General features: G+C 56.7%; 20 protein-coding genes, 1 pseudogene and 1 riboswitch. Of the genes and pseudogenes, 2 read left to right on the forward strand and 19 right to left on the reverse strand.

The annotated features are described in order from the left end of the window. Positions 1 to 35 precede the first annotated feature (35 nt). The 13 genes from ACR0AK_RS15610 to ACR0AK_RS15670 form a co-directional block, all read right to left on the reverse strand. Positions 36 to 2,411, reverse strand: a complete 2,376-nt coding sequence (locus ACR0AK_RS15610) for a fatty acid cis/trans isomerase (protein ID WP_480793999.1) — start codon at positions 2,409 to 2,411, stop codon at positions 36 to 38. 162 nt (positions 2,412 to 2,573) lie between these two features. After that, positions 2,574 to 2,831: a hypothetical protein gene (locus ACR0AK_RS15615; RefSeq protein WP_170559829.1), complete on the reverse strand. Its 258-nt coding sequence runs from the start codon at positions 2,829 to 2,831 to the stop codon at positions 2,574 to 2,576. 13 nt (positions 2,832 to 2,844) lie between these two features. Then, positions 2,845 to 3,546 carry a NapC/NirT family cytochrome c gene (locus tag ACR0AK_RS15620; RefSeq protein WP_170559832.1) on the reverse strand — a complete coding sequence of 234 codons (702 nt, stop codon included), beginning with the start codon at positions 3,544 to 3,546 and terminating at the stop codon, positions 2,845 to 2,847. Between the two features lie 29 nt (positions 3,547 to 3,575). After that, a complete protein-coding gene (locus ACR0AK_RS15625) occupies positions 3,576 to 4,013 on the reverse strand; it encodes a nitrate reductase cytochrome c-type subunit (RefSeq protein WP_170559834.1) in 438 nt (145 codons plus the stop codon). A gap of 12 nt (positions 4,014 to 4,025) precedes the next feature. Continuing rightward, on the reverse strand, positions 4,026 to 4,943 hold the full coding sequence (gene napH, locus ACR0AK_RS15630) for a quinol dehydrogenase ferredoxin subunit NapH (protein WP_480794000.1): 918 nt from the start codon (positions 4,941 to 4,943) through the stop codon (positions 4,026 to 4,028). Beyond that, positions 4,940 to 5,758 (reverse strand): ferredoxin-type protein NapG, encoded by an 819-nt coding sequence (napG, locus tag ACR0AK_RS15635; protein WP_480794001.1) that lies wholly within the window; start codon positions 5,756 to 5,758, stop codon positions 4,940 to 4,942. The genes napH and napG overlap by 4 nt, the downstream gene beginning before the upstream one ends. A gap of 27 nt (positions 5,759 to 5,785) precedes the next feature. Then, the gene (gene napA, locus ACR0AK_RS15640) at positions 5,786 to 8,278 is read right to left on the reverse strand and encodes a nitrate reductase catalytic subunit NapA (RefSeq protein WP_170559842.1); all 2,493 of its coding nucleotides are present in this window, start codon (positions 8,276 to 8,278) and stop codon (positions 5,786 to 5,788) included. Further along, a complete protein-coding gene (locus ACR0AK_RS15645; RefSeq protein ID WP_480794002.1) occupies positions 8,275 to 8,568 on the reverse strand; it encodes a chaperone NapD in 294 nt (97 codons plus the stop codon). The genes napA and ACR0AK_RS15645 overlap by 4 nt, the downstream gene beginning before the upstream one ends. Continuing rightward, complete coding sequence (locus tag ACR0AK_RS15650; RefSeq protein ID WP_480794003.1) at positions 8,565 to 9,080, reverse strand: ferredoxin-type protein NapF; 516 nt, start codon at positions 9,078 to 9,080, stop codon at positions 8,565 to 8,567. Before ACR0AK_RS15650 ends, ACR0AK_RS15645 begins: the two co-directional genes overlap by 4 nt. A 150-nt stretch (positions 9,081 to 9,230) precedes the next feature. Next, positions 9,231 to 10,244, reverse strand: a complete 1,014-nt coding sequence (locus ACR0AK_RS15655; protein WP_170559848.1) for a FecCD family ABC transporter permease — start codon at positions 10,242 to 10,244, stop codon at positions 9,231 to 9,233. Between the two features lies 1 nt (position 10,245). Then, positions 10,246 to 11,196 (reverse strand): ABC transporter substrate-binding protein, encoded by a 951-nt coding sequence (locus tag ACR0AK_RS15660; protein ID WP_170559850.1) that lies wholly within the window; start codon positions 11,194 to 11,196, stop codon positions 10,246 to 10,248. A 10-nt stretch (positions 11,197 to 11,206) separates the two neighbouring features. After that, complete coding sequence (locus tag ACR0AK_RS15665; RefSeq protein WP_480794004.1) at positions 11,207 to 11,992, reverse strand: ABC transporter ATP-binding protein; 786 nt, start codon at positions 11,990 to 11,992, stop codon at positions 11,207 to 11,209. Further along, complete coding sequence (locus tag ACR0AK_RS15670; protein ID WP_480794005.1) at positions 11,989 to 12,345, reverse strand: DUF1636 family protein; 357 nt, start codon at positions 12,343 to 12,345, stop codon at positions 11,989 to 11,991. Before ACR0AK_RS15670 ends, ACR0AK_RS15665 begins: the two co-directional genes overlap by 4 nt. Before the next feature lie 101 nt (positions 12,346 to 12,446). Further along, a riboswitch (cobalamin riboswitch) is annotated at positions 12,447 to 12,653 on the reverse strand. A 203-nt stretch (positions 12,654 to 12,856) separates the two neighbouring features. On the opposite strand from ACR0AK_RS15670, the gene ACR0AK_RS15675 reads away from it, so the two are divergent. Together ACR0AK_RS15675 and ACR0AK_RS15680 are read left to right on the forward strand one after the other, a co-directional pair. Further along, positions 12,857 to 14,251 (forward strand): bifunctional enoyl-CoA hydratase/phosphate acetyltransferase, encoded by a 1,395-nt coding sequence (locus ACR0AK_RS15675; protein ID WP_480794006.1) that lies wholly within the window; start codon positions 12,857 to 12,859, stop codon positions 14,249 to 14,251. Continuing rightward, positions 14,244 to 15,413 carry an acetate/propionate family kinase gene (locus tag ACR0AK_RS15680; protein WP_170559858.1) on the forward strand — a complete coding sequence of 390 codons (1,170 nt, stop codon included), beginning with the start codon at positions 14,244 to 14,246 and terminating at the stop codon, positions 15,411 to 15,413. Before ACR0AK_RS15675 ends, ACR0AK_RS15680 begins: the two co-directional genes overlap by 8 nt. Before the next feature lie 3 nt (positions 15,414 to 15,416). On the opposite strand, the gene ACR0AK_RS15685 is transcribed toward ACR0AK_RS15680, so the two are convergent. The 6 genes and pseudogenes from ACR0AK_RS15685 to ACR0AK_RS15710 form a co-directional block, all read right to left on the reverse strand. After that, positions 15,417 to 15,890, reverse strand: coding sequence for a phage holin family protein (locus ACR0AK_RS15685; RefSeq protein ID WP_170559860.1), 474 nt, complete (start codon positions 15,888 to 15,890; stop codon positions 15,417 to 15,419). A 10-nt stretch (positions 15,891 to 15,900) separates the two neighbouring features. After that, a complete protein-coding gene (locus ACR0AK_RS15690) occupies positions 15,901 to 16,164 on the reverse strand; it encodes a hypothetical protein (protein WP_170559862.1) in 264 nt (87 codons plus the stop codon). A gap of 169 nt (positions 16,165 to 16,333) precedes the next feature. Continuing rightward, on the reverse strand, positions 16,334 to 16,999 hold the full coding sequence (locus ACR0AK_RS15695) for a D-lyxose/D-mannose family sugar isomerase (protein WP_170559863.1): 666 nt from the start codon (positions 16,997 to 16,999) through the stop codon (positions 16,334 to 16,336). A 17-nt stretch (positions 17,000 to 17,016) separates the two neighbouring features. After that, entirely contained in the window at positions 17,017 to 17,943 is a 927-nt protein-coding gene (locus ACR0AK_RS15700; protein WP_170559865.1) for a carbohydrate kinase family protein, read from the reverse strand. Between the two features lie 37 nt (positions 17,944 to 17,980). Beyond that, the gene (locus tag ACR0AK_RS15705; RefSeq protein WP_480794524.1) at positions 17,981 to 18,982 is read right to left on the reverse strand and encodes a glucokinase; all 1,002 of its coding nucleotides are present in this window, start codon (positions 18,980 to 18,982) and stop codon (positions 17,981 to 17,983) included. Between the two features lie 21 nt (positions 18,983 to 19,003). After that, positions 19,004 to 20,305 (reverse strand): annotated as a pseudogene (locus ACR0AK_RS15710) (GH1 family beta-glucosidase); the annotation flags it as partial. Between the last annotated feature and the right edge of the window lies 1 nt (position 20,306).

Consider the following 20,306-nt stretch of genomic DNA (forward strand, 5'->3'; position numbering starts at 1 on the left):
CGTACGGGTCCGAGCGTAAGTTTCAATGGTTCAACTTAGTTGTTTTCGGGATCACTATCGGATCGCGGATCTTTGTAGCGGTTCAGGTCGAGCACTCCTGCTTGAACAGGGTTGCTTGTCAGAAACATGGCCATCACTTTATCGCTTGTTTTCCAGAAGTCCGGACTTGTCCGGCGCAGCCCATAAGATGCTACGAAATCGACCCATTCCACCTGTGACCGCACTGATTTGAGGTCGTTTGCAAATGACGCCACTTCGTCTTGTCGCAGCCGAAAGAAAAAATTCGTATAGCTTCCGATCACGCCCGGCAGGATGGTAAGCACGTCGGCTTGTGGGTTCCTGCGATCTTTTTCTTCGAACAGGAACGCCACATTGTAGTGGGCCTTGTCGTGGAGCAGCGAAAATAGGGCTGTGGAACCGTCATCGTTTTCCACCAAAAGCAGGGATACATCAGGCAGATAATTGACCCATTCGCCAGTTTGGTTCGCAAGTTCGCGCAGGTCGCCATCTAGCGCTGAATTGCCACTCGGGCAGTCGTCCTCGTTGCATCTGTTGATTGGGTCCTCGGTGGCCCAAAGACCGCTGCCGCGATTGAGAAGTTCCAAAAGAAACTCTTGCTTAGGTGTGTCTGTTTCAAAACTAATGCCAGTCGGAAAGCTGTCATCGACGCGCCGCCGGTGCCAATAGGTGTGCAATTCGGCCAGCGCTCCTTGGTACCAGGTTTTGTGCATCTTTTGTCTATCGCCACGTGGCATGAAGTTCAGAAAGTTGTCTTCACTCTCCATCCGCAACTCGTCCATGTACAAACGAGTTGAAAGCTGATGTTCAACACGGCCGAAGACGTCGTAACCGGCAACAAGGTCATAGTAGATACGCTCGAAAACCGGAAAATCGATGACCCATCCGGTTTCGGGGATGCCGCCGTGAAACCCGGTCATAGCAGAGGCGTTGTCGAAGTGACGGAACACGGTAATTAAGGCTTGAGGGTTGGTGCCCCCGCCATCCCAGATCGCATCATATCCAAACCCTTTTTTGTGCGCTGCGCTGTCGCCATATCGAGCATCCCGAAACTCAAGATATTTGATCTGGTTTTCGTGGGACATCCCCTGAATATCTCCCAAGAACCTTCCGTCTAACTCGCCCACGGGCAATTCAAGAAAGGAAGCCCCTTCGGCCAAAAAGCTGGGATCTGTAACGGACAGATCGGCATCCGGATCAAGGAAGCTAACCCAGAACCGGTCTTCGATCACGTCCACTGCGGTTTCGCCGTGACAAACCGGGCCGCGGATAAAGCTGCGTACAAAAAACAACGCGTCGTCCAAAAGAAACTGATAGCGGCTGCGGGCCGGTATCACGGCAAATGTACTGAACGGGTTGCCGCCTTCATCTTCTCCGTACGCTGGCAATTCAGCGACAGACCACTCCGGATCCAGAAATAGCTGTTGGTATCGCGCCAGACGATCCGGACCGATACTGTAAACCAGATGATCTTTGTGTACGATCGTCTCTTCGAATGGCTGCAGGCGATAGTAGAATGGCTCTGCGCTGGGATCATCGAAAGGGCGGCGTGTTGCGATTATATCGATCTTTGCCCCTGGTGGACTGGCGGACCGCACAAGCTGAAAGAACTGCCTTGGATTACCGTTTGGAAAGTGGAGGCGCGCCAAGAACAGATGCTCGTAAAGATACCTGCTCATCAATTGATGGCGCAGGTCGGGGGTGTTCAGAAAAGCCTCCCACGCCGCGATCTGATTTTGGGTGTCTTCGGGGATTTCCGGTGCGCCCGATGGCAATGGCGCACCGTTTTGGACCCACGCCATTAGTACCTGGTATTCATTGTCGCTAAGCGGAGCTGTTGCATAGGGCATTCCCGCTTTTGGGTTTGCGGTGCTAAAGGCATCGAATTCCTGTGTAGTAGGGCAGGCCAGTGGCCTATCAATCGACAATCCAAGTTCGGTTGGGACAGGTGCGTTAGCTGTCAGTGGTGCTTGCCTACCAAGCTGAAGGTAACGTTCCAACACTGTTCCACCTTCGCCGGCCACTTTGGAAGACGGAAGAACAGAGTAAAACCCAAGAGCCCGCCATCCGGCAACTGTTTGCGCGTCAATGCCAAGCCGAGTTGGTTGTGCATCTTCTAGTCGTTCGGTGTGGTATACCGCCTCTTTACTCGCACCTCGCAACAAGCCGGCAGGCGACGTCAGTTTTAGTTGGCAGGGTGCGTCATAACAACTATGGCACACCACGCAGCGGTGGTTCAGGATCTCTTGAACCTTGGCCCATCCCGAAGTTTCCACCGACGCCCCGGACCCGGTCGTTTCTGACTGAGCCATGCTCTGATCGGCTAGTAAAAGTGCGATAGCAGCTGCAAACACACAGGTTAAGAAAGACCCAAATTGTCGTGTTCGCAGCATACCTGTCCTCCTTCACAGCGGCCTTTTTCAACGACCACCACAACAAGCCCAAAGGCTATAACAAGGTTATACTACTGAATTCATATCGTTTGTCGCGTTTCCTGAACATTTTCGGTGAAGCGCCGCCAAGCATGTTTGCGGCCGCTCAGGTGGCCGTCGGCATCAGACCGTTGCCCCCTTAATGCGGATGACTGACCCAACGCTACCGGCGCAAAGACCGATGACAATTGCGACCAACAGTTCAAATGTGCCGGCCGCAGCAAATGAACCATGTGCGAAGATCACTGTCGTCAGTATTCCGACAATGCCGCCCATTAATGCGCCAAGCCAAATTCGACGCGTCATCATTCCCAATGCCAGCCCAAGAATACCCGGCAGACTGATGATATTGGCACCGATTGTTCCCAGTATTTCCAGCATGTCGTGTCCCTTTTCAGTCTGCCCGTGTGCTCAGAAATGATTTGATGTCATCTCCGTCAGCTGCGGCTTGTTGTTGCAACCTATCTTGCTTTTTGCTGGCAAGGGTTTCGGTCACTTCCTGATAACGCTCCTGATATCCGGGCGGCAGGCTGTGGGCGATGCCCTGGTGGCAATCGATACAGGTCATGTTTTCATCAATGGCGCGCTGGTGTTCAGAGGCGGCGCGAGCTTCTTGCAACGTGAAATCCATATAGTCGAAGTTATGGCAGTTCCGGCACTCGCGGCTGTCGGATGCTTTCATCTTCTTCCAGACGGCAGTCGCCATGCTCAGACGATGTTCTTCATATTTTTCCGGCGTGCTGATTGTGCCTGCGAGCTCGTGATAGACATCTTTGACCGCCATGATCTTGGCTTTGATCTTGTGGTTCCATTCATGTGGTACGTGACAATCCGAGCAAATGGCCCGCACACCAGAGTGGTTGTTGTAGTGGATCGTCTCACGGTACTCACCCAGATTGGTCTCCATCGTGTGGCACGAGGTACAGAACTCTTCGGTGTTGGTCAGTTCAAGCGTCCAGTGGAAGCCGCCCCAGAACAGGATACCGGCAAGAAAGCCAGCTAGGATCAGAAAGCCCGAGCTAAAGGCAACCGCCGGGGTCCAGATCCAGTTCCAGAGGCGGCCAATCCAACCGCGTTTTTCAGGAGAGTCTGCCATATCGGTGCTCCTTTCATTCTTGCGTTGGATTAATTGCCCGAGGACGGCTGAAAGACATTTTCGACCAATGGCGGTGCGTCCGCTTGCGGAACGTGACACTGGTTGCAGAAGTAACGGGTGCCCGCGATGTGATCCAATTCGTTGCCGTCGCGATCCAGATAGTGCGTCATCGATAGGGTTGGCGCATTGCGTTCCCCGGCTTTGGTCCAATCGTGACAGGACAGGCACTGATTGGTGCGCGTATCTATCTGGTATTGCTCGATCGAGTGCGGAATCAGCGGTGGCTGCTGGCGATAGTTGCGTTGCATGCGCCCTTCGACGTTCTTATGGATCTGTTCCAAGGGGATCAGTTCATCCACATCGGCCCCCCGCAGGGATTCTACCTGAGCTGATTGCGCAAGGGCGAACCCGCCCAAAAGCAAAACGGGGATAAGGGCTGTAAGGCCTGTTCGGGTTGGCTTATTCATCTTGGCACTCCCTCAGATAGGTCTGGCTGCGCGCGGATCGGGCGCGGGAACTGGATCGGTAGGTGCGGCGATCTTGTCGTCGAACCGGTGAGTAAATTTGAAAACGTCGACTGCGCATACGTCGATGCAGCGACCGCAGGTGGTGCAGTCTGGAGACAGGATCAGAGGCGTTGAATTCGGGCCGCCCTTAAGCGCAGGGGATATGACCTGGCTTTCAGGGCAAACGACATAGCAATCCATGCAATCATCGCAAGCTGTCCGGTTCGAGGCGCTGATCCTCAGCAATCCTTTGGCACCAATTAGACTATAAAAAGCACCAACCGGACAAACATGACCGCACCAGCCGTGCCGCGAAACAAACAGGTCGAACACAAAGATGGCGACGATCATGGCCCACACGAACCCGGCGCCGAAAATCAGCCCGCGATGCAGCATGGTAATCGGGTTGACCAGCTCCCATGCGATCACGCCTGTTAGGCCCGAGACGATCAGGACAGTGGCTAAAATCCAAAGGCGCGTGCCGCGCTTGGGCTGCCATCCTTTTGGCAGGTCCAAGCGTCTATGCAACCAGTTGGCCGCATCGGTAACCGGGTTGATCGGGCAAACCCACGAACAATAGACGCGTCCACCAATCAGAGCGTAGGCAACCAGAACGATCACCCCGCCTAACAGCGCTGTCCATGCAGGCCAATGTCCGGCAATCGCGCTTTGCAGTAAGATAAATGGGTCCGTCAGCGGCAACACGCCCAGCGTTAAAGATCCGGCAAGCGTACCCTCAACGATCCAGATCCCGAACCACGGTCCCAGCAGAAACAAGGCCAAAAAGAACAGTTGGCTGGCACGGCGCAGCAGCAGGTACTTGTGAGCGCCTGCCCACCCCTTTTGCTGGATGGCCTCCGTTCCGACAGGCAAGTGTGTGCGCGCACTCATTGCCCGACCCCCGGCAATTCATATGAGGGTGTGAAACCGCCCGGGGCGGCAAGATTGTCGGTGCCTGGTCCTGGCAAGCGGTCTGGCAGGTCGATGATGCCTTCGACAAGGGGACCGCCTTTGGCCTCCTTTTCCTCCCAGCCTTTGCGGTAGTGATCAGCACTGCTGCCACGCGCCAGACGGGCAGGCAGGACTTTGATCGCAGCCTCGGGCAGCACACAGCTTTTTTCGCACACACCGCAACCTGTGCAGCGATCGGCGTGAACGGTCGGGATGAACATCGCATGATGGCCTGAGCGTTCGTTGTGGGCCGTTTCCAGCGTGATCGCCTCATCAATTACCGGACAGACCCGGTAACAGACATCGCAGCGCAGACCGAGGAAGTTCAGACAGTTTTCCTGATCGACAAGAACAGCGACGCCCATTTTAGCATCGTCGATATTATCGAGAGACGGATCCAAAGCTCCAGTGGGGCATGCAGCAACGCATGGGATGTCGTCGCACATTTCGCATGGCACATCCCTTGCTGTGAAATAAGGAGTCCCAGTTGCGACTGCATCCACACCGAGTTCTGCCAATTTCAATGTGTCGTAAGGGCAGTCTCGCACACACAGACCACAGCGGATGCAAGCGGACAGAAATTCCCTTTCCGGTAATGCGCCGGGGGGGCGTAACGCCTCGGCCGGCAATGCGCGAGCATCGCGCGCAAGCCAGGCCAACAATGACCCGGCAACCACGCAGCCACCCGACGCACGCGCCGCATCCTGCAGGAAGCGACGCCTTTGCGGCGAAAGAGGTTTACCTTCAAAGGGCATGGGGACGACCTTTGCCTCGCTTGTCCGTTACGCGCGCTCGACTTTGCAGGCACATTTCTTGTAGTCGGTCTCTTTCGACAGCGGGCAAGTTGCGTCCAGTGTCAGCTTGTTGGTGAGCTGATGCTCGTCAAACCACGGCATGAACACCAATCCACGCGGTACCTTATTGCGGCCACGGGTCTCGACCCGGCTGGTGACCTCGCCCCGGCGGGTGGACAGTACGATTTCCTGCCCGCGGCGCAGGCCGCGATCCTTGGCGTCCTCCGGATGCATGTAGACGACGGCCGAAGGAAACGCGCGGTGCAGTTCCGGCACCCGGCGGGTCATCGAACCCGAATGCCAGTGTTCCAGCACACGACCGGTGGACAGCCACAGATCGAATTCCTCATCTGGCTCCTCGGCAGCGGGCTCGTAGGGGGCAAAGATGATCTTGGCTTTTCCGTCCTTGTGACCATAGAACTTAACGTCCGAGCCTTCGGGCACGTAGGGGTCGTACCCCTCGCGGAAGCGATAAAGCGTTTCCTTACCGTCAACGACGGGCCAGCGCATTCCGCGGGCCTCGTGATACATCTCGAACGGTGCAAGGTCGTGCGCATGGCCGCGTCCGAAATCGGCGTATTCTTCGAACAAACCTTTCTGAACGTAGAACCCAAAATGCTCGGCGTCGTCATTGTGGAAGCCCTCAGCCGTTTCAGACAACGGGAACTGGTCGACTTTGCCGTTGGCGTACAACACGTCGAACATGGTCTTGCCGCGATGTTCTGGCATCTTGGCCAGTAGTTCTTCGCCCCAGACTTCTTCGACGGTGAAGCGTTTGGAGAATTCCATCAACTGCCACAGGTCGGACTTGGCCTCACCCGGTGCCTGCACCTGTTGGCGCCAGAACTGGGTGCGACGTTCCGCGTTGCCATACGCGCCTTCTTTTTCGACCCACATGGCCGTGGGCAGGATCAGGTCGGCTGAAACTGCGGTCACCGTTGGATAGGGGTCAGAGACTGTTATGAAGTTCTCGGGGTTGCGGTAACCGGGATAGCCTTCTTCGTTGATGTTGGGCGCGGCCTGCATATTGTTGTTGCACTGAACCCAATACGCGTTCAGTTCGCCATCCTTCAGTTTGCGGTGCTGCAACACGGCGTGGAAGCCTGGCTTGGGCGGAATGGTGCCTTCAGGAATGTTCCAGGCAGTTTCGCAAATCTGGCGATGCTCATCATTCGCAACCACCATGTCTGCCGGCAAACGGTGGGCAAAGGTTCCAACCTCTCGCGCCGTGCCACAGGCCGAAGGTTGACCGGTCAGCGAGAAGGGTGAGTTGCCGGGTTCGGAAATTTTGCCGACCAACAGGTGCACGTTGTACATCAGCGAGTTCACCCAAGACCCGCGGGTATGCTGGTTGAAACCCATGGTCCAAAGGCTCATGACCTTGCGGGTCGGGTCGGCGTATTGCTGCGCGAGTTTCTCCAGCTTGTCCGCCGGAACACCTGACAGTTCAGAGGTGTATTCCAGGGTGTAGGGCGCAACCGCTTCGGCGTATTCTTCAAAGCTGATGCTTTCGAGCTTGCCCGAGTCCGGGTTTGCGGCGTCCTGCTGCAGCGGATTGGTCTCGCGCAAGCCATAACCGATGTCTGTGGCGGTCTTGGTGATGTTTACGTGATTTCTGACGAAATACTCGTTCACCGCGTTGTTCTGGATGATGTAGTTGGCAATATAGTTCAGGATTGCCAGATCGGTCTGAGGTTCAAACACGATGCCGTTGTCGGCCAGTTCGAACGAGCGATGTTCGAAGGTCGACAGCACGTGCACTTCGCAGCCCGGTTTGGTCAGGCGCGTATCTGTCAAGCGCGACCACAGGATCGGGTGCATCTCAGCCATGTTCGAGCCCCACAGAACGAAGGTATCCGCGTGCTCGAAGTCATCATAGCATCCCATCGGCTCATCAATGCCGAAGGTGCGCATAAAGCCAACAACGGCTGAGGCCATGCAATGCCGCGCATTAGGGTCGATGTTGTTCGACCGGAACCCGGCTTTCATAAGTTTGGAGGCCGCATAGCCTTCCCAAACCGTCCATTGACCGGATCCGAACATGCCAACGCTGGTTGGGCCTTTCTTGGCCAGCGCTTCTTTCCATTTCGCGGCCATGACATCGAAGGCTTCGTCCCAGCTGACGGGCTCGAACTCACCGTTCTTGTCGTATACGCCGTTGGTCTTGCGCAACAGAGGCGTGGTCAGGCGATCTTTGCCGTACATGATCTTGGACAGGAAGTAGCCCTTGATGCAATTCAGCCCTCGGTTCACAGGTGCGTCGGGGTCACCTTGTGTCGCGACCACACGGCCTTCTTTTGTGCCGACCAGAACTGAGCAGCCAGTGCCGCAGAACCGGCAGGCCGCTTTGTCCCAGCGGATATCCGGTACCCCGGCCTGAGCTTTGGCTTCACCCGCAGCCAGCGGGATACCAGCGGCAGAAGCCGTTGCTGCGGCCGCAGAGGCCTTTAGAAAAGTCCGGCGAGATTCAGAATGTGTCATGGCGTGGGCCTCCGGCTGGTGGTTGGGCTTGGGGCATCGGGCTGCGGATGGGCGTCCGCGAGATCCTCGAAATGGTGATAAGTCAGGGTCAATGAGATGACGCCTGGGATCTGGTGCAGATCCATGATGGTTTCGGATGCAAGGCGGGTTGGAGTGTCTTCGACGACAACAACAAATCGGCCATCTTCCGTTTCAGCGTGAATTTCGACGCCAGGTGTATTCTTCATCACCCGTGCGGCCGCATCGGTGTGATTAGGTGCGACGTGGGCAAGACAACCGCAGATGTTCATTGTTTGGCTTCCATTTGTGGTTGAGGTTGGCGTTCAAGCGCAATGGCATCGGCGGGGCATAAGCTTGGGCAAATCCCGCAGCCATTGCAGGTGTCAAAGTCCAGCGCAGGCTCTGCGCGCCCACCGGTCATCAGTTTGAAACGGATTGCGTTTTGCTCGCAGTTGTCCTGGCAGATGCGGCAACTGACGCCGTTCATTGATAAACAATTGTCCACTTTAAGCGCGGCGCGCCATGACCACTCAGCCAAACGGTCAATTTTTAATGCTTCGGTTGGGCAAACCTGAGCGCAATCGCCGCAAAACGTGCAGGGGTTGTCGGTGGGCTGGAACCGAGGATACCCGTCTGCTCCGACGGTGATTACGTCTTCGGGGCAGGTCTCTGCGCATTCACCGCACTTGCTGCACAAATCCATAAAGCACAGATCGACTGAGCCCGGAGGCCTGGCAACAGTGCCGTCCTCAGGTCTGATCTTAGCGCTTAGAAACGCGCGTCGGCTGGTCAGTTGTTGCATTGCATGCGACCTGGCTACACTCGATTCCTAAAATCGAGTGTATCGCATACCGCGATCCGTGGGAGCCTTTTTTGATTTAGGTCATTTTGACTATAAAATATTAGTCATTTAGGAAGCTTTAATTTTTCGTGCTAAAGCAATCTATTGTGATCACCGCCGCGGTCGGGCGGTCCGGATCAGCAGAAGAAAGACAAATACCGAGCCCAACGACGTCGTGACAATGCCAACCGGTAGCTCTTGCGGAGCAAGTAACAGACGGCTGAGGATGTCTGAGCCCGTCAGCAAAGCTGCGCCGACAATGGCGGCAGTTGGTACAAGCTGACTGTGCAATGGCCCGGCGATACCTCGTGCGATATGGGGAACCATCAAGCCGACAAACCCGATCACACCCGCCACGGACACAAAAACGGCGGTCGCAAGTGCTGCGACAAAAAACATCCGGAACCGCAAACCCTGAACAGGCACCCCCAAAGTGGTAGCGGTTAGATCACCGGTCAGCAGCGCATCAAGCCAGCGGCTGCGATACATCGCATAGGCCAGGATCAACACCAATCCGGCGCAGACAAGTGGGAATGTCTCCCACCTTGCGAGCCCCAAACCTCCAAGCATCCAGAAAATGACAGAATGGGCCGCACGGCTGTCGCCTGCAAAAATGAGGTAATTGGTAATCGCGGAAAACAGGAACGAAACCGCAAGCCCTGCAAGGATCAGTTTCTCGGGCGCGCTTGTGCGCAGGCCGTGAACAAGCGCCAGCACAATGCCTGATGCCACAAGCCCCCCAAAAAATGCCGCCAGCGGCAGGGTCCAAAAGCCCAGCACATCGCCAGTCACCGTGATGACGAAGACCGCCCCTGCTGCCGCTCCAGAGGACAGGCCGAACAGAAACGGGTCCGCCAGATCATTACGTGTGGTCGTTTGCAGGACAACACCGACGATGCCCAGCCCGGCCCCAATCACGGCCGCAAACAGCGCGCGCGGCAGCCGCAGGTCAAACACGATACGGTGGAGCGGGGACATCTCTCCGTCCACCACTCCAGTACCCAACAAAACGGCGGACAGTGCGTCCGAGGCCGGAATGGATGTGGTTCCGTAGATAGTCGAAATCAGCAAAAGGGCGGCCAGTACAGCCGCCCCCAGCAAGAGTGTCAGGCCAAGTCGGCCCATATCAGTTCAAGCCCGGGTGCATGGCCTTGGCCATTTTCGAAATGGCTTCGATATTTGCCGGGCCGGGGGTCAGTTCTTCGTAGCGCAGACCGATCCAGCGTTCGTTCTTGACCGCATCCGTCTGAGACATCACCGGGTGATCCTGCAAGAACTGGAATGTATCGGCGGCGCCATTTCCGGTCTGATAGTCCAGCAAAACCAGGAATTCGGGGTTCGAAGCGGCGACAGCCTCCCACGAGGAGCGCCCCCAGCTGGTGTCCATGTCGTGGGTGACGTTCTCGCCACCAGCGGCGGAAATCATCGCGTCAGGAATGGCGAACTTACCGGCCGTAAATGGTGCGTCGGCGGGGCCGTCCAGCAGGAAAACGCGGGGTTTGGGTAGGTCGGCGGTCTGCGCCTCGATTGCGGACAGTTCTTCTTGCCAGCCAGAAACCAGCTCTTCTGCCTTGTCTTCAACGTGCATGACTTTGCCCAGGCGAAGGACGTCGTTGAACAGCAGATCCATGCTGGCTTCGGGGCGTTCCTTGTCCAGATGCACGCAGCTTTCGGTCAGGATCATCGTTTTGATGCCGAAAGGCGCAAGCGTGTCCGGGGTCACGTCACCACCCGGCTTCATGCCATAGTACCAGCCCGCAAAGAAAAGGTCGGGTTCGACTGCGACCAGATTTTCAACTGTCGGATACTTGGGAGCAAGTTCCGGGATGTCGCCACGCAGAGTGTCAAACTCCGGGCTGGTTTTGTACCAGCCGGTGATACCGGTCAGACCAACGATCTTGTCCTGCAGGCCCAACGCAAAGGCCATATCGGTCATGTTCATATCGTGCACAACCAGCCGTTCGGGCTGAGTTTCGAACACTAAAGGTTCGCCGCAGTTGTCTACGGTGATCTCATGCGCCGCTGCGCTGCTTGCAACGCCGCTGATCAGTGCCGCGCACCAGAGTGTTTTCTTCATGTTGGGTTCCCTAATTTGAGATAGTGGTTCTTCGAATATCCAGTGCCGGGATCACACGGCCTTCGTGTTGAAAGCTCAGGTAATCGACACCAAACGTTTCACGGACCCTTTCGGGTGTCAGCACCTCGTGCACCGGCCCGAAACCAGTAAGGCGCGTGGACTTCATTAAAGCGACGTGAGTGGCGAATTCCGGTATCATGACCAGGTCATGGACAATCATGACCACCGTTATGCCAAGCTCTGCCACCAGCGATAGCATCCGTCCCTTGGCGTCAGGGTCCAGGTGGTTCGTCGGTTCATCCAGAAACAACAGGGAAGGGTTTTGGGCCAACGCCCGCGCAATATGCGCACGCTGACGTTCCCCTCCCGACAATACTGCCATCCGTTTGTCGGCGAGCGCGTCCAGACTGGTCAGGTTCAGGATGCGATCCAGTTCCAAAGAATGGTCTGCGGCAGATCGATCAGCATGGATCGGGATTTGTCCAAGGGCCACATAGTCGCGCAGAAACAAGCGCCCGTCAGGAGACTCCTGCTGGCTGACCACGGCAATCATTCGGGCTCGGTCCATAGCCGAAAGCTGTCGAAGGCTGCGTCCCTTTACCAGAACGTCCCCCAGCACGATCTCTTCGGCACCGCACAATAGATTCAGCAACGTTGTCTTGCCCGCGCCGTTAGGGCCGGCAATTGCCAGAATAGCCCCCTCATCCAAATCGAAATTGACGTCTTTGAGCAAAACGTCGCCGTTCAGGGCGTAATACTCCAGCGCGCGCGCCTCCAGAAAGGTCCCGCAAGTCATGCGCTGGCCTCCAGCTTGAGCGGCGGAAGGCGCGATAGGGTTTTTTCAAGAAGGGCGGGGGGGCGATTTGTTGCGTCGGTCCAGCCGTCGTCGCTGTTGTGGTACTGATGCGCAAATTCGACCAATGCGTCCACATCCTGATCCGATTGTATATCACCGAATAGGTACTGCGCCTTGTCTAATGCTTGAAACCCGACCGTCGTGGGTCGGCTGCAACCGGCCATGCAGGAGACATTACGGATGCCAAAGCTGGTTGGAAGCTTGGCTTCCAGCGCATCTCGCAGTGAAGCTGCCCGGTCAGAGCCTTCGCAGGTTTCGCAAATCAGAAGAAAATGATCAGGATTGTTCGGCATGGCCCACTCCGCTTGTGGCCAAGCGCGAACAGAAGGTGCCAGTAATGTCATCACGTCCAGGACGTGTCATAGAGCCTCCTTCCAGGACGCCCCGCCCCGGGTTGGTTGAATATTGGATGGTAGGTCTCCTGACTTGCGGGTCGTAGCTTGGCCATCCTTCCCGACCTATTAGGGTCAGTGGATAATTGGCGTCGCTCACCGCTTACAGTTGCGGGGGCAGTCACGGACTTGGTGCCGGTTGGCAACCTCACCGTATTCCCTTTTCATCCCTCGGCGAACCAGAGGGAACCATCAGGGCTGATGCTTGCCCGAGTTCCGATTTTGGGTCAAGCGATAATCCGCACCTCCCCGCGCGACTTTGCTGCCATTTTGCCATTTGTCTTTCGGCGACATACCGACTACGCTGCGTCGCAGAAATGACAGCAACAAGATGGGCGGATCTCGCCTCGAAAGGCCCAGAATCCAAACGCTTGGAACGACGAAAGCGCATTCGAACACAAAACCGGACGAGATGAAAATTCAGGAAAACCGAACTTATTCTCAACTGAAAGTGGGCGACAAAGCACAGGTTACCCGATTGTGCACCGTGGACGATTTGTACGCGTTTGCGTCGGCCTCGGGCGACCACAACCCTTTGCATTTGGCGGCCTATGACGGAGACGGAGATGGGCAGCCAGAGGCTGTCGCGCCCGCGTTGTGGCCAGCGGGTTTGGTGGCTGCGGTTATCGGGAACATCTTGCCGGGGGCTGGTACGCAAACACGTCGGGCAGATCTGAGTTTTCATGCGGCGGTTTTGGCAGGTCAAGAACTGACGGCCTTTGTTTCCATAATCGAAAAGCGCGAAGATGGCGACGTGACGTGCTCGACCGAGGTGCGCCGGGTCAACGACAATGCATTGATCCTGAGCGGTACGGTACAGGTCACGCCACCGCCACGGCATTTGACATTCGATTCGGTTGAGGTCCCGGGGCTAATCGTTCAGCGGCACCGGCACTTTGATGCCCTGTTAGAAAAGGCCCGGCCACTGGATCCAATGCCGACGGCTGTCGTCGCCCCAGAAGAGCCGAAATCGCTGGGCGGGGCGTTGCTTGCGGCTAAAAACAGCATCATCACTCCGATTTTGGTGGGCGATCCGGTTAAAATTACCGCCGCAGCTGCCCAGCTTGAGGCTGACGTGTCCGGAATAGAGATCATTGAAGCGCAGCACCACGATGCGGCGGCGCATCACGCAGTCGGTCTGGTCGTTGAAGGCAAGGCCCGGATGTTGATGAAGGGTCACTTACATACAGATGTCCTGCTGCGCGCCGTTTTGCGCCGCGAAAAGGGGCTGAGGACCGGGCGACGCCTTTCGCATGTGTTCGTTATGGACGTGCCCGGCATGTCCCGGCCCATTATGGTAACCGATGCAGCTGTAAACATTGCGCCGGATCTCGAAACCAAGGCCGACATTGTTCAGAACGCAATCCATCTGGCGCATTCCATCGGTATCGAGATGCCCAAGGTTGGTGTTTTGTCGGCGGTCGAAACGATCAACCCGCACCTGCCGTCGTCTGTCGATGCGGCGCTGTTGTCGAAAATGGCCGAGCGTGGGCAGATCATCGGCGGGCTGGTCGATGGCCCCCTGGCCATGGACAACGCAGTTGATCTGAATGCCGCGCGGACAAAGGGCATAACCTCGCAGGTTGCGGGTGTCGCAGATATTCTGGTTGTTCCGAACATTGAGGCGGGGAACATGGTGGCCAAACAGCTGACATATATCTCTCATGCTGAGGCTGCTGGTGTCGTGGTTGGTGCTGCGGCGCCGATCATCCTAACGTCCCGCGCGGATGATGACGCCTCGCGGCTGGCATCCTGTGCAGTCGCAGCGCTTCACGCAATTGCGAATGAAGGCAAAATCAATGGCTGAACATGTTCTGGCACTGAATGCCGGGTCGTCCTCGTTGAAATTCGCGTTGTACGAACTGGTCGAGGATCGCCGCCCCAGTATGCGCTGGCGCGGTCAGATCGAGAGGTTGGGGGATGCCCCACGTCTGTTGGCCCAGTCGGCGGGGGGGCGGTCAGTCGATCGACAGCTTTCTGGGGCGAAATCCCATGGCGAAGCGATCAATGCGTTTCTCGAACTTACCCGCGAATACCTTCCGGACATTCACGTCCGGGCCGTTGGCCATCGCGTCGTTCATGGCGGGCCGGTTTATTCCGAACCCGTCGTGGTGGATGATCGTGTACTTGACACGCTAAGCGGGTTCATTCCCTTCGCACCTTTGCACCAACCCTACAGCCTTGCCGGTATCAAGGCTGCCGCTGCGGCTTTTCCCGGCACAACTCAAGTAGCGTGTTTCGACACCGCGTTTCACCGGACGCATCCTTGGGTGAATGATACCTTTGCTCTTCCGCAACGTTTTTACGAGAAGGGTGTGCGCAGATACGGGTTTCACGGTCTGAGCTATGACTATGTCTCGCAAAAGCTGAAGGAAATCGCGCCGGGCCTTTACGATGGGCGCGTAGTTATTGCACATCTTGGAAACGGTGCATCGATGTGTGCCGTGTCGGGTGGGCGGGCTGTGGCCTCGACTATGGGATTTTCCGCGCTGGACGGTCTGCCCATGGGCACACGCAGTGGGCAACTGGACCCAGGCGTTGTGCTGTACATGATGCAGCAAGAGGGGATGGAGGCCGACGAGATTGCTGAGCTTCTCTATCGCAAGTCCGGCTTGTTGGGACTGTCCGGCATGTCCTCTGATATGCGCACACTGCTAGCCGCTGACACACAGGAAGCGCGCAAAGCGATTGAGTATTATGTCTTCCGTATCCGCCGGGAACTGGGCGCTTTGTCTGCTGCTTTGGAAGGTATTGATGCTTTGGTGTTCACTGGGGGCATCGGCGAAAATGCTGCCCGCATCCGTCAGATGGTCTGCGAAGGAATGCGTTGGATCGGGATTGAAATGGACCCCAACAGAAACGCGGACAACGGCACAGTTCTGTCGACCGATTTTAGCCGGGTGCGCATTCTGGCCATTCCAACGAACGAAGAGATGGTGATTGCCCGTGCAGCAGCCAGAATGGCCTGACGGCTACTGATCCGATTTGTTCTTCCCGCGCCGCGCGTATCTGAGCAGGACGCCAAGTAGCGTGCTGATTATGTCGGGCGACAGCACCCCGATCGGGTCGCGTTTGAGACCGACAATCATGTTTCGCGCCTCGGTGACATTGTCCCGGACTTCATCCTCGATGTCGTGCAGTGCCATATCCCGCAACTCTACTGCTGCCGACGTATCGCTTTCTGCGGTCATAGAATTTGCCACCAGAGCGAGAAGAACCGCAAGTACGAGATTAACCCCGGCCACTATGACCGCCGCCAAAGATTTTGACATGGTCTCGGACAACCAAAAGAACCCTGCGACGTTCAGCATGATAACCGCCAGCCCGACGGCCAACCCGGCAGCTGCATAAAAACCCGTGCGCTTTGCCGCCACGGCCAGTTGTCTTTGCGCAATCAGCCGTTCGGCGCGCAGGATGATCGAAACGTTACGTGAAATGCGGCTCATGATCGGGCTCCTACCGGGAACGGCCTAGAAGATAGCCAACCGTGAAAATCCCCAGGGCGAACAGGATCGGCCTTTTGTGGGGAAATTCCTCTAACTCAGTCATGACTTCTTCCAGCTGCGTTGACCACTCGTCCAGGGTTTCGACAATTCCGTCCGACATAGATTTATCCGGATCGGCTTGTTTGTCGTCTTTTGACGCTGAGTTGCTGGATTGTTCGGCCAGCTGACGTCGCAATTCTGCGACTTCGGCTTCTAACTGTGCTTTGGTTACCATCTCTCAGGTCCTTCGATGGCCGCGCAAAAATCAGGCTCGCGACTTTTCCTTTGTCCCGGCTCAGTTTAATTCGATTTTTTGAATTCAGGAAAGGGTGTTATCCCGATGCTGCTACCAGCACCGGGCTCGGATGAGGCGCAAACAGGCCGACGTGCGCGCTAACTCCCTATCAATAGTCCGATACCAGCAGGAACTCCGGCTCGGCATCTTCTTCAATCGTTGCATAGCGTGGGATGGGATCCTCGAACACATTGTCGGTTCGGTCATCGTTCACTGTTGAAACCTCGCCGATCAGGCAGTCACCTTTTTCCGCCCAGAATGCGTGCCAAATGCCGGGCATCAGGGTGACGCTCTGGCCGGGCTTCAGCCTCAGCAACTCGCCGGGTTGGATGGTGACGGGGCAGCTGTCGCTGGGAACGACCACCGGATTGTCTCTGTCAATGCCGCCTTCAGGGTCCGAGGCATAAATCTCCATAACCAGGTCGCCGCCGCCCCGGTTGATAATGTCTTCGGCCTTGATGATGTGGCGATGCATTGGCGACAGTTGTTTGTCTCTGGAAATCAAAAGCTTTTCGGCGTAAAGCATCCCGCGACCTTTGTTCAGATCCTGCACATCGCCGTTGCGCAAGGTAAAAAGGAACAGGCCAAGTTCATCAAACCGGCCTTGGCCGTAATCGGTGATGTCCCACCCAAGCCCGCGGTCGCGTATGTCTTGCGCCTGGGTGCTGCGCAATTGCTCCGGAGACCAGTTGGCAAATGGGGGCAGAACAGCGCCGAATGAGCGTATGAATGCCTCGGCCTCGGATTTGATGGTATTGATATCAGATCTTTTCATCTCGGTCCCTCGTAGGGTCAAAGTTCATGTGCCCAGGGCGGGTTTGCTCCGGCGCGGGAAACTGTGATTGCGGCCACGTCTGCCCCCTTGGTCAACGCCGCACGCAGATCATCCGGGCCCAGCGTTCGTAGATTGGCCTTTGTCAATCGACCTGCGCCGTCCAACTCGGCCAGAACACCTGCGTTGAACGTGTCTCCTGCGCCCACGGTATCGACGACCTCGACCGCCTTGACAGGCACCGAGGTTTCGGACCCGTCTGCCAAATATCCCGAGGCCCCATCACTGCCGCGCGTTACGATGACGACGGCCGGGCCTGCTTGCAGCAGCAAAGGTACTTTCTCGGCCAGTGTTTCAGGTCCCGGAACGATCCAGTCCAGATCCTCATCCGAGACTTTGACGATGTCAGATTGTGCAATCATACGGTTTAGCCGGGTACGATACCGCGTTTGATCCTTGATAAATCCAGGCCGGATATTTGGATCCAGCATGACCGCTCGGTCCGCTCCGTGACGCTCAAGCAGGGCCGCATAAGCATCCGCGCAGGGTTCGCACGCCAGGCTAATCCCGCCAAAATACAGCGCTGACGCAGCAGGCAATTGTTTTGGCATATCCTCAGGGGTCAACATGCGCCCGGCCGAGTTTTCGTCGACAAAGTTGTAGCTGGCATGGCCATCTTCCAACTGGACAAAGGCCAGTGTCGTCGGGCGATCCGATCGGATCACATGGCTGGCGTCTACATGGCTGGTTTGCAGCGCGTCCGCCAGTTGCTGTCCGAACATATCCGACGATAGCCCGGTCAAAAGACCCGCTGGCGCGCCTAGCCGACCCAGCGCTACGGCTGTGTTGAACACTGCGCCACCGGAGTGGGGCACGAATCCGCGCGACCCAGAAACGGTTGGCTCGGCGATCATGTCGATCAGGGCTTCACCGCAGCACAAAATCATGCCGTGGTCCTTTCTGTAATCAGGTCAGGCGGCCAGTTTACCGCGCGAGCGCACTTTTACAGAAATTGTTAGCGCCAACAATGCCAAATTCATCCTGTTCTGACACATAGAGGTTCATTGACCGCCGCAGTTCGCTGAACCGCCCACCAGCATTGAAGGCATCCCGGAACACATCCTTGAACAACCAACGGTTTTTCTCGGCGACGCCACCCACGAGGAAAACACCACCTGTCGGCATGTACGCTACGGCGAGGTCACCCATGATAGCCCCGAGATGGGTTTTGAACATAAGCGCAGTTTTGACGGCGATAGGATCGGAGCCCGCAAGCGCATCCTGCAGTATGTCCTTAGCGCTGCGCTTCGGCGCATCTGCCTGCCCAAATGCCATGCTTGCGGCTTCGTATAGTATGGGAAGGCCGGTGCCGCTGAGGAACATTTCAGCTTCGAGCACCAGACTGTTATCAAAGAAGCACTCGGGCGCGATTTGGCGCGCTGCCTTGAAGATTTCGACCTCATCCTCGTGCCGAGGCGACAGGCCGACATGGCCGCCTTCGCCCGACGCGGTATGATACCGCCCTTCCGAATACAGCAATGCGCCGACGCCAAGGCCAGTACCAGGGCCTACGACCAATCGCGTTCCGGTTGGTGGTGTATCTGCCCCTTGCAAGACCTCAACATGGTCTCCGGTGATTTCGGCAACTGACCAGGCGGCGGCGGTGAAGTCATTGATAACAAACGTATGCTGGGCGCCCGTAGCTTTGCCGATATCACGTTCAGACAGGTCAAGATGCGCATTCGTCAACCGGATTGTCCCATCCTTGACGGGTCCGGCTCCGGCCGCAACGACGGCGCGTGGATCGGTACCAATCTCGTCGCGCAGGCTGTGAAACGCATCCAGAAGCTCTGGCAGCGACCCGGTTGGGTGTTTGCGAAGGTCAGTCAGCTCTCCGTTCGAGATGACACCCAGACGTGTGTTTGTGCCGCCAATGTCCGCAACAAGATTCCAATGTTCATGCATGGTTCCGGCAGGTTGAGCCATCGGCAGGGAAACAGCCCCACCGGACAACGCGGATTTCAACGCTTTGTAAGAGGTTTTGGGCGTCCGTTCGAGCGTATCGAAATCGACATCGACCAACCCGAACCGTTTTTCATAACCAAAGGACCATTCGTAATTGTCCAGCAGCGACCAGACGAAATAACCCTTGACTGGAACGCCTTCGTTCAGCGCTTTTTGAACAGCGCCAAAGTGCTGGTTGAGGTAGTCAATGCGGTCATCATCCTGCCGACGTTCAGGGCTGGCCATGCCGTTTTCCGTTACATAGATCGGCAGATCACCTGTGTAATCGCGCATCGTGCGTGTAAGGAAGCGGGTCAGGGCGTCTGGTTCGATCTCCCACCCCATTTGGGTTTTGGGCAGCGGTCCGGGAACCTCTTTCAGGCTTGGCCACGACGTATCAGCAGGCGCGATCAGTTTACGGGTGTAATAGTTCAAGCCGCACCAATCGACAGGCGTGCCGATGGTTTCAAAATCGTTCTGCCAGCCAGAAGGAAGATGAGGCTCCAACCCGTCCAGCACGTTTTGCGGATAGGATTTGTTGAACACGCCGCCAAGGAAGAACCGGTTGTAAATCCCGTCATAAAGCTCAGCCGCCTTGCGCGCGGCGGGGCTGTCATCAGCGGGCGCGGCCCATTCCAGATTGAACACAGCACCCAGGTTCGACATCCCCAGACCGCGCATCGCCTCAATGGCGCGACCATGAGCCAGCAGAACATGATGCATGGCCCGTGCCGTCGCGCGAATGTCGCGCATTCCGGGTGCATGGTGGCCTTCAAAGTGGCTCAGCCAGCTGACACACCACGGCTCATTGATCGGCGCAACACTGTACATACGGTCGCCGATGCGGCCCATGATGACCTCGGTGAAATCGGCAAACCAGCTTGCGATATCCCGGTTGCGCCAGCCGCCCAGATCAGCAAGCGGAGAGGGCAATTCCCAATGATACAGGGTCGCACAGGGCCGAATGCCGCGTTCCAGCAGCGCGTCGGCGAGCCGGTCGTAATAGTCGAGGCCTGCCTGATTAACGGGGCCACGCCCTTCAGGCAAAACACGCGCCCAGCTTGTCGAGAACCGGTAGCAATCAAAACCCGCGTCCCGCACCAGGTCGAAGTCTTGTGGAAAACGGTTCAGGTGGTCACAGGCCAGATCTCCATTTTCGTTTCGCACCACGTTTCCGGGTGAAGCGGCAAAGCTATCCCAATGGGTTTCCCCCGCACCACCTTGTGCGTGGCCTTCTATTTGATAAGCCGAGGTTGCGACACCAAAGAGAAAGTCTTTGGGGAAGTCCGAACGAGTGTATTTCATT

This window comes from Ruegeria sp. BI12, assembly GCF_056537985.1.

What these genes read in the sequence shown, in the direction of transcription:
- ACR0AK_RS15610 (WP_480793999.1), bottom strand. Translation starts at nt 2,411, where the DNA reads ATGCTGCGAACACGACAATTTGGGTCTTTCTTAACCTGTGTGTTTGCA.
- ACR0AK_RS15615 (WP_170559829.1), bottom strand. Translation starts at nt 2,831, where the DNA reads ATGCTGGAAATACTGGGAACAATCGGTGCCAATATCATCAGTCTGCCG.
- ACR0AK_RS15620 (WP_170559832.1), bottom strand. Translation starts at nt 3,546, where the DNA reads ATGGCAGACTCTCCTGAAAAACGCGGTTGGATTGGCCGCCTCTGGAAC.
- ACR0AK_RS15625 (WP_170559834.1), bottom strand. Translation starts at nt 4,013, where the DNA reads ATGAATAAGCCAACCCGAACAGGCCTTACAGCCCTTATCCCCGTTTTG.
- napH (WP_480794000.1), bottom strand. Translation starts at nt 4,943, where the DNA reads ATGAGTGCGCGCACACACTTGCCTGTCGGAACGGAGGCCATCCAGCAA.
- napG (WP_480794001.1), bottom strand. Translation starts at nt 5,758, where the DNA reads ATGCCCTTTGAAGGTAAACCTCTTTCGCCGCAAAGGCGTCGCTTCCTG.
- napA (WP_170559842.1), bottom strand. Translation starts at nt 8,278, where the DNA reads ATGACACATTCTGAATCTCGCCGGACTTTTCTAAAGGCCTCTGCGGCC.
- ACR0AK_RS15645 (WP_480794002.1), bottom strand. Translation starts at nt 8,568, where the DNA reads ATGAACATCTGCGGTTGTCTTGCCCACGTCGCACCTAATCACACCGAT.
- ACR0AK_RS15650 (WP_480794003.1), bottom strand. Translation starts at nt 9,080, where the DNA reads ATGCAACAACTGACCAGCCGACGCGCGTTTCTAAGCGCTAAGATCAGA.
- ACR0AK_RS15655 (WP_170559848.1), bottom strand. Translation starts at nt 10,244, where the DNA reads ATGGGCCGACTTGGCCTGACACTCTTGCTGGGGGCGGCTGTACTGGCC.
- ACR0AK_RS15660 (WP_170559850.1), bottom strand. Translation starts at nt 11,196, where the DNA reads ATGAAGAAAACACTCTGGTGCGCGGCACTGATCAGCGGCGTTGCAAGC.
- ACR0AK_RS15665 (WP_480794004.1), bottom strand. Translation starts at nt 11,992, where the DNA reads ATGACTTGCGGGACCTTTCTGGAGGCGCGCGCGCTGGAGTATTACGCC.
- ACR0AK_RS15670 (WP_480794005.1), bottom strand. Translation starts at nt 12,345, where the DNA reads ATGCCGAACAATCCTGATCATTTTCTTCTGATTTGCGAAACCTGCGAA.
- ACR0AK_RS15675 (WP_480794006.1), top strand. Translation starts at nt 12,857, where the DNA reads ATGAAAATTCAGGAAAACCGAACTTATTCTCAACTGAAAGTGGGCGAC.
- ACR0AK_RS15680 (WP_170559858.1), top strand. Translation starts at nt 14,244, where the DNA reads ATGGCTGAACATGTTCTGGCACTGAATGCCGGGTCGTCCTCGTTGAAA.
- ACR0AK_RS15685 (WP_170559860.1), bottom strand. Translation starts at nt 15,890, where the DNA reads ATGAGCCGCATTTCACGTAACGTTTCGATCATCCTGCGCGCCGAACGG.
- ACR0AK_RS15690 (WP_170559862.1), bottom strand. Translation starts at nt 16,164, where the DNA reads ATGGTAACCAAAGCACAGTTAGAAGCCGAAGTCGCAGAATTGCGACGT.
- ACR0AK_RS15695 (WP_170559863.1), bottom strand. Translation starts at nt 16,999, where the DNA reads ATGAAAAGATCTGATATCAATACCATCAAATCCGAGGCCGAGGCATTC.
- ACR0AK_RS15700 (WP_170559865.1), bottom strand. Translation starts at nt 17,943, where the DNA reads ATGATTTTGTGCTGCGGTGAAGCCCTGATCGACATGATCGCCGAGCCA.
- ACR0AK_RS15705 (WP_480794524.1), bottom strand. Translation starts at nt 18,982, where the DNA reads ATGGCTCAACCTGCCGGAACCATGCATGAACATTGGAATCTTGTTGCG.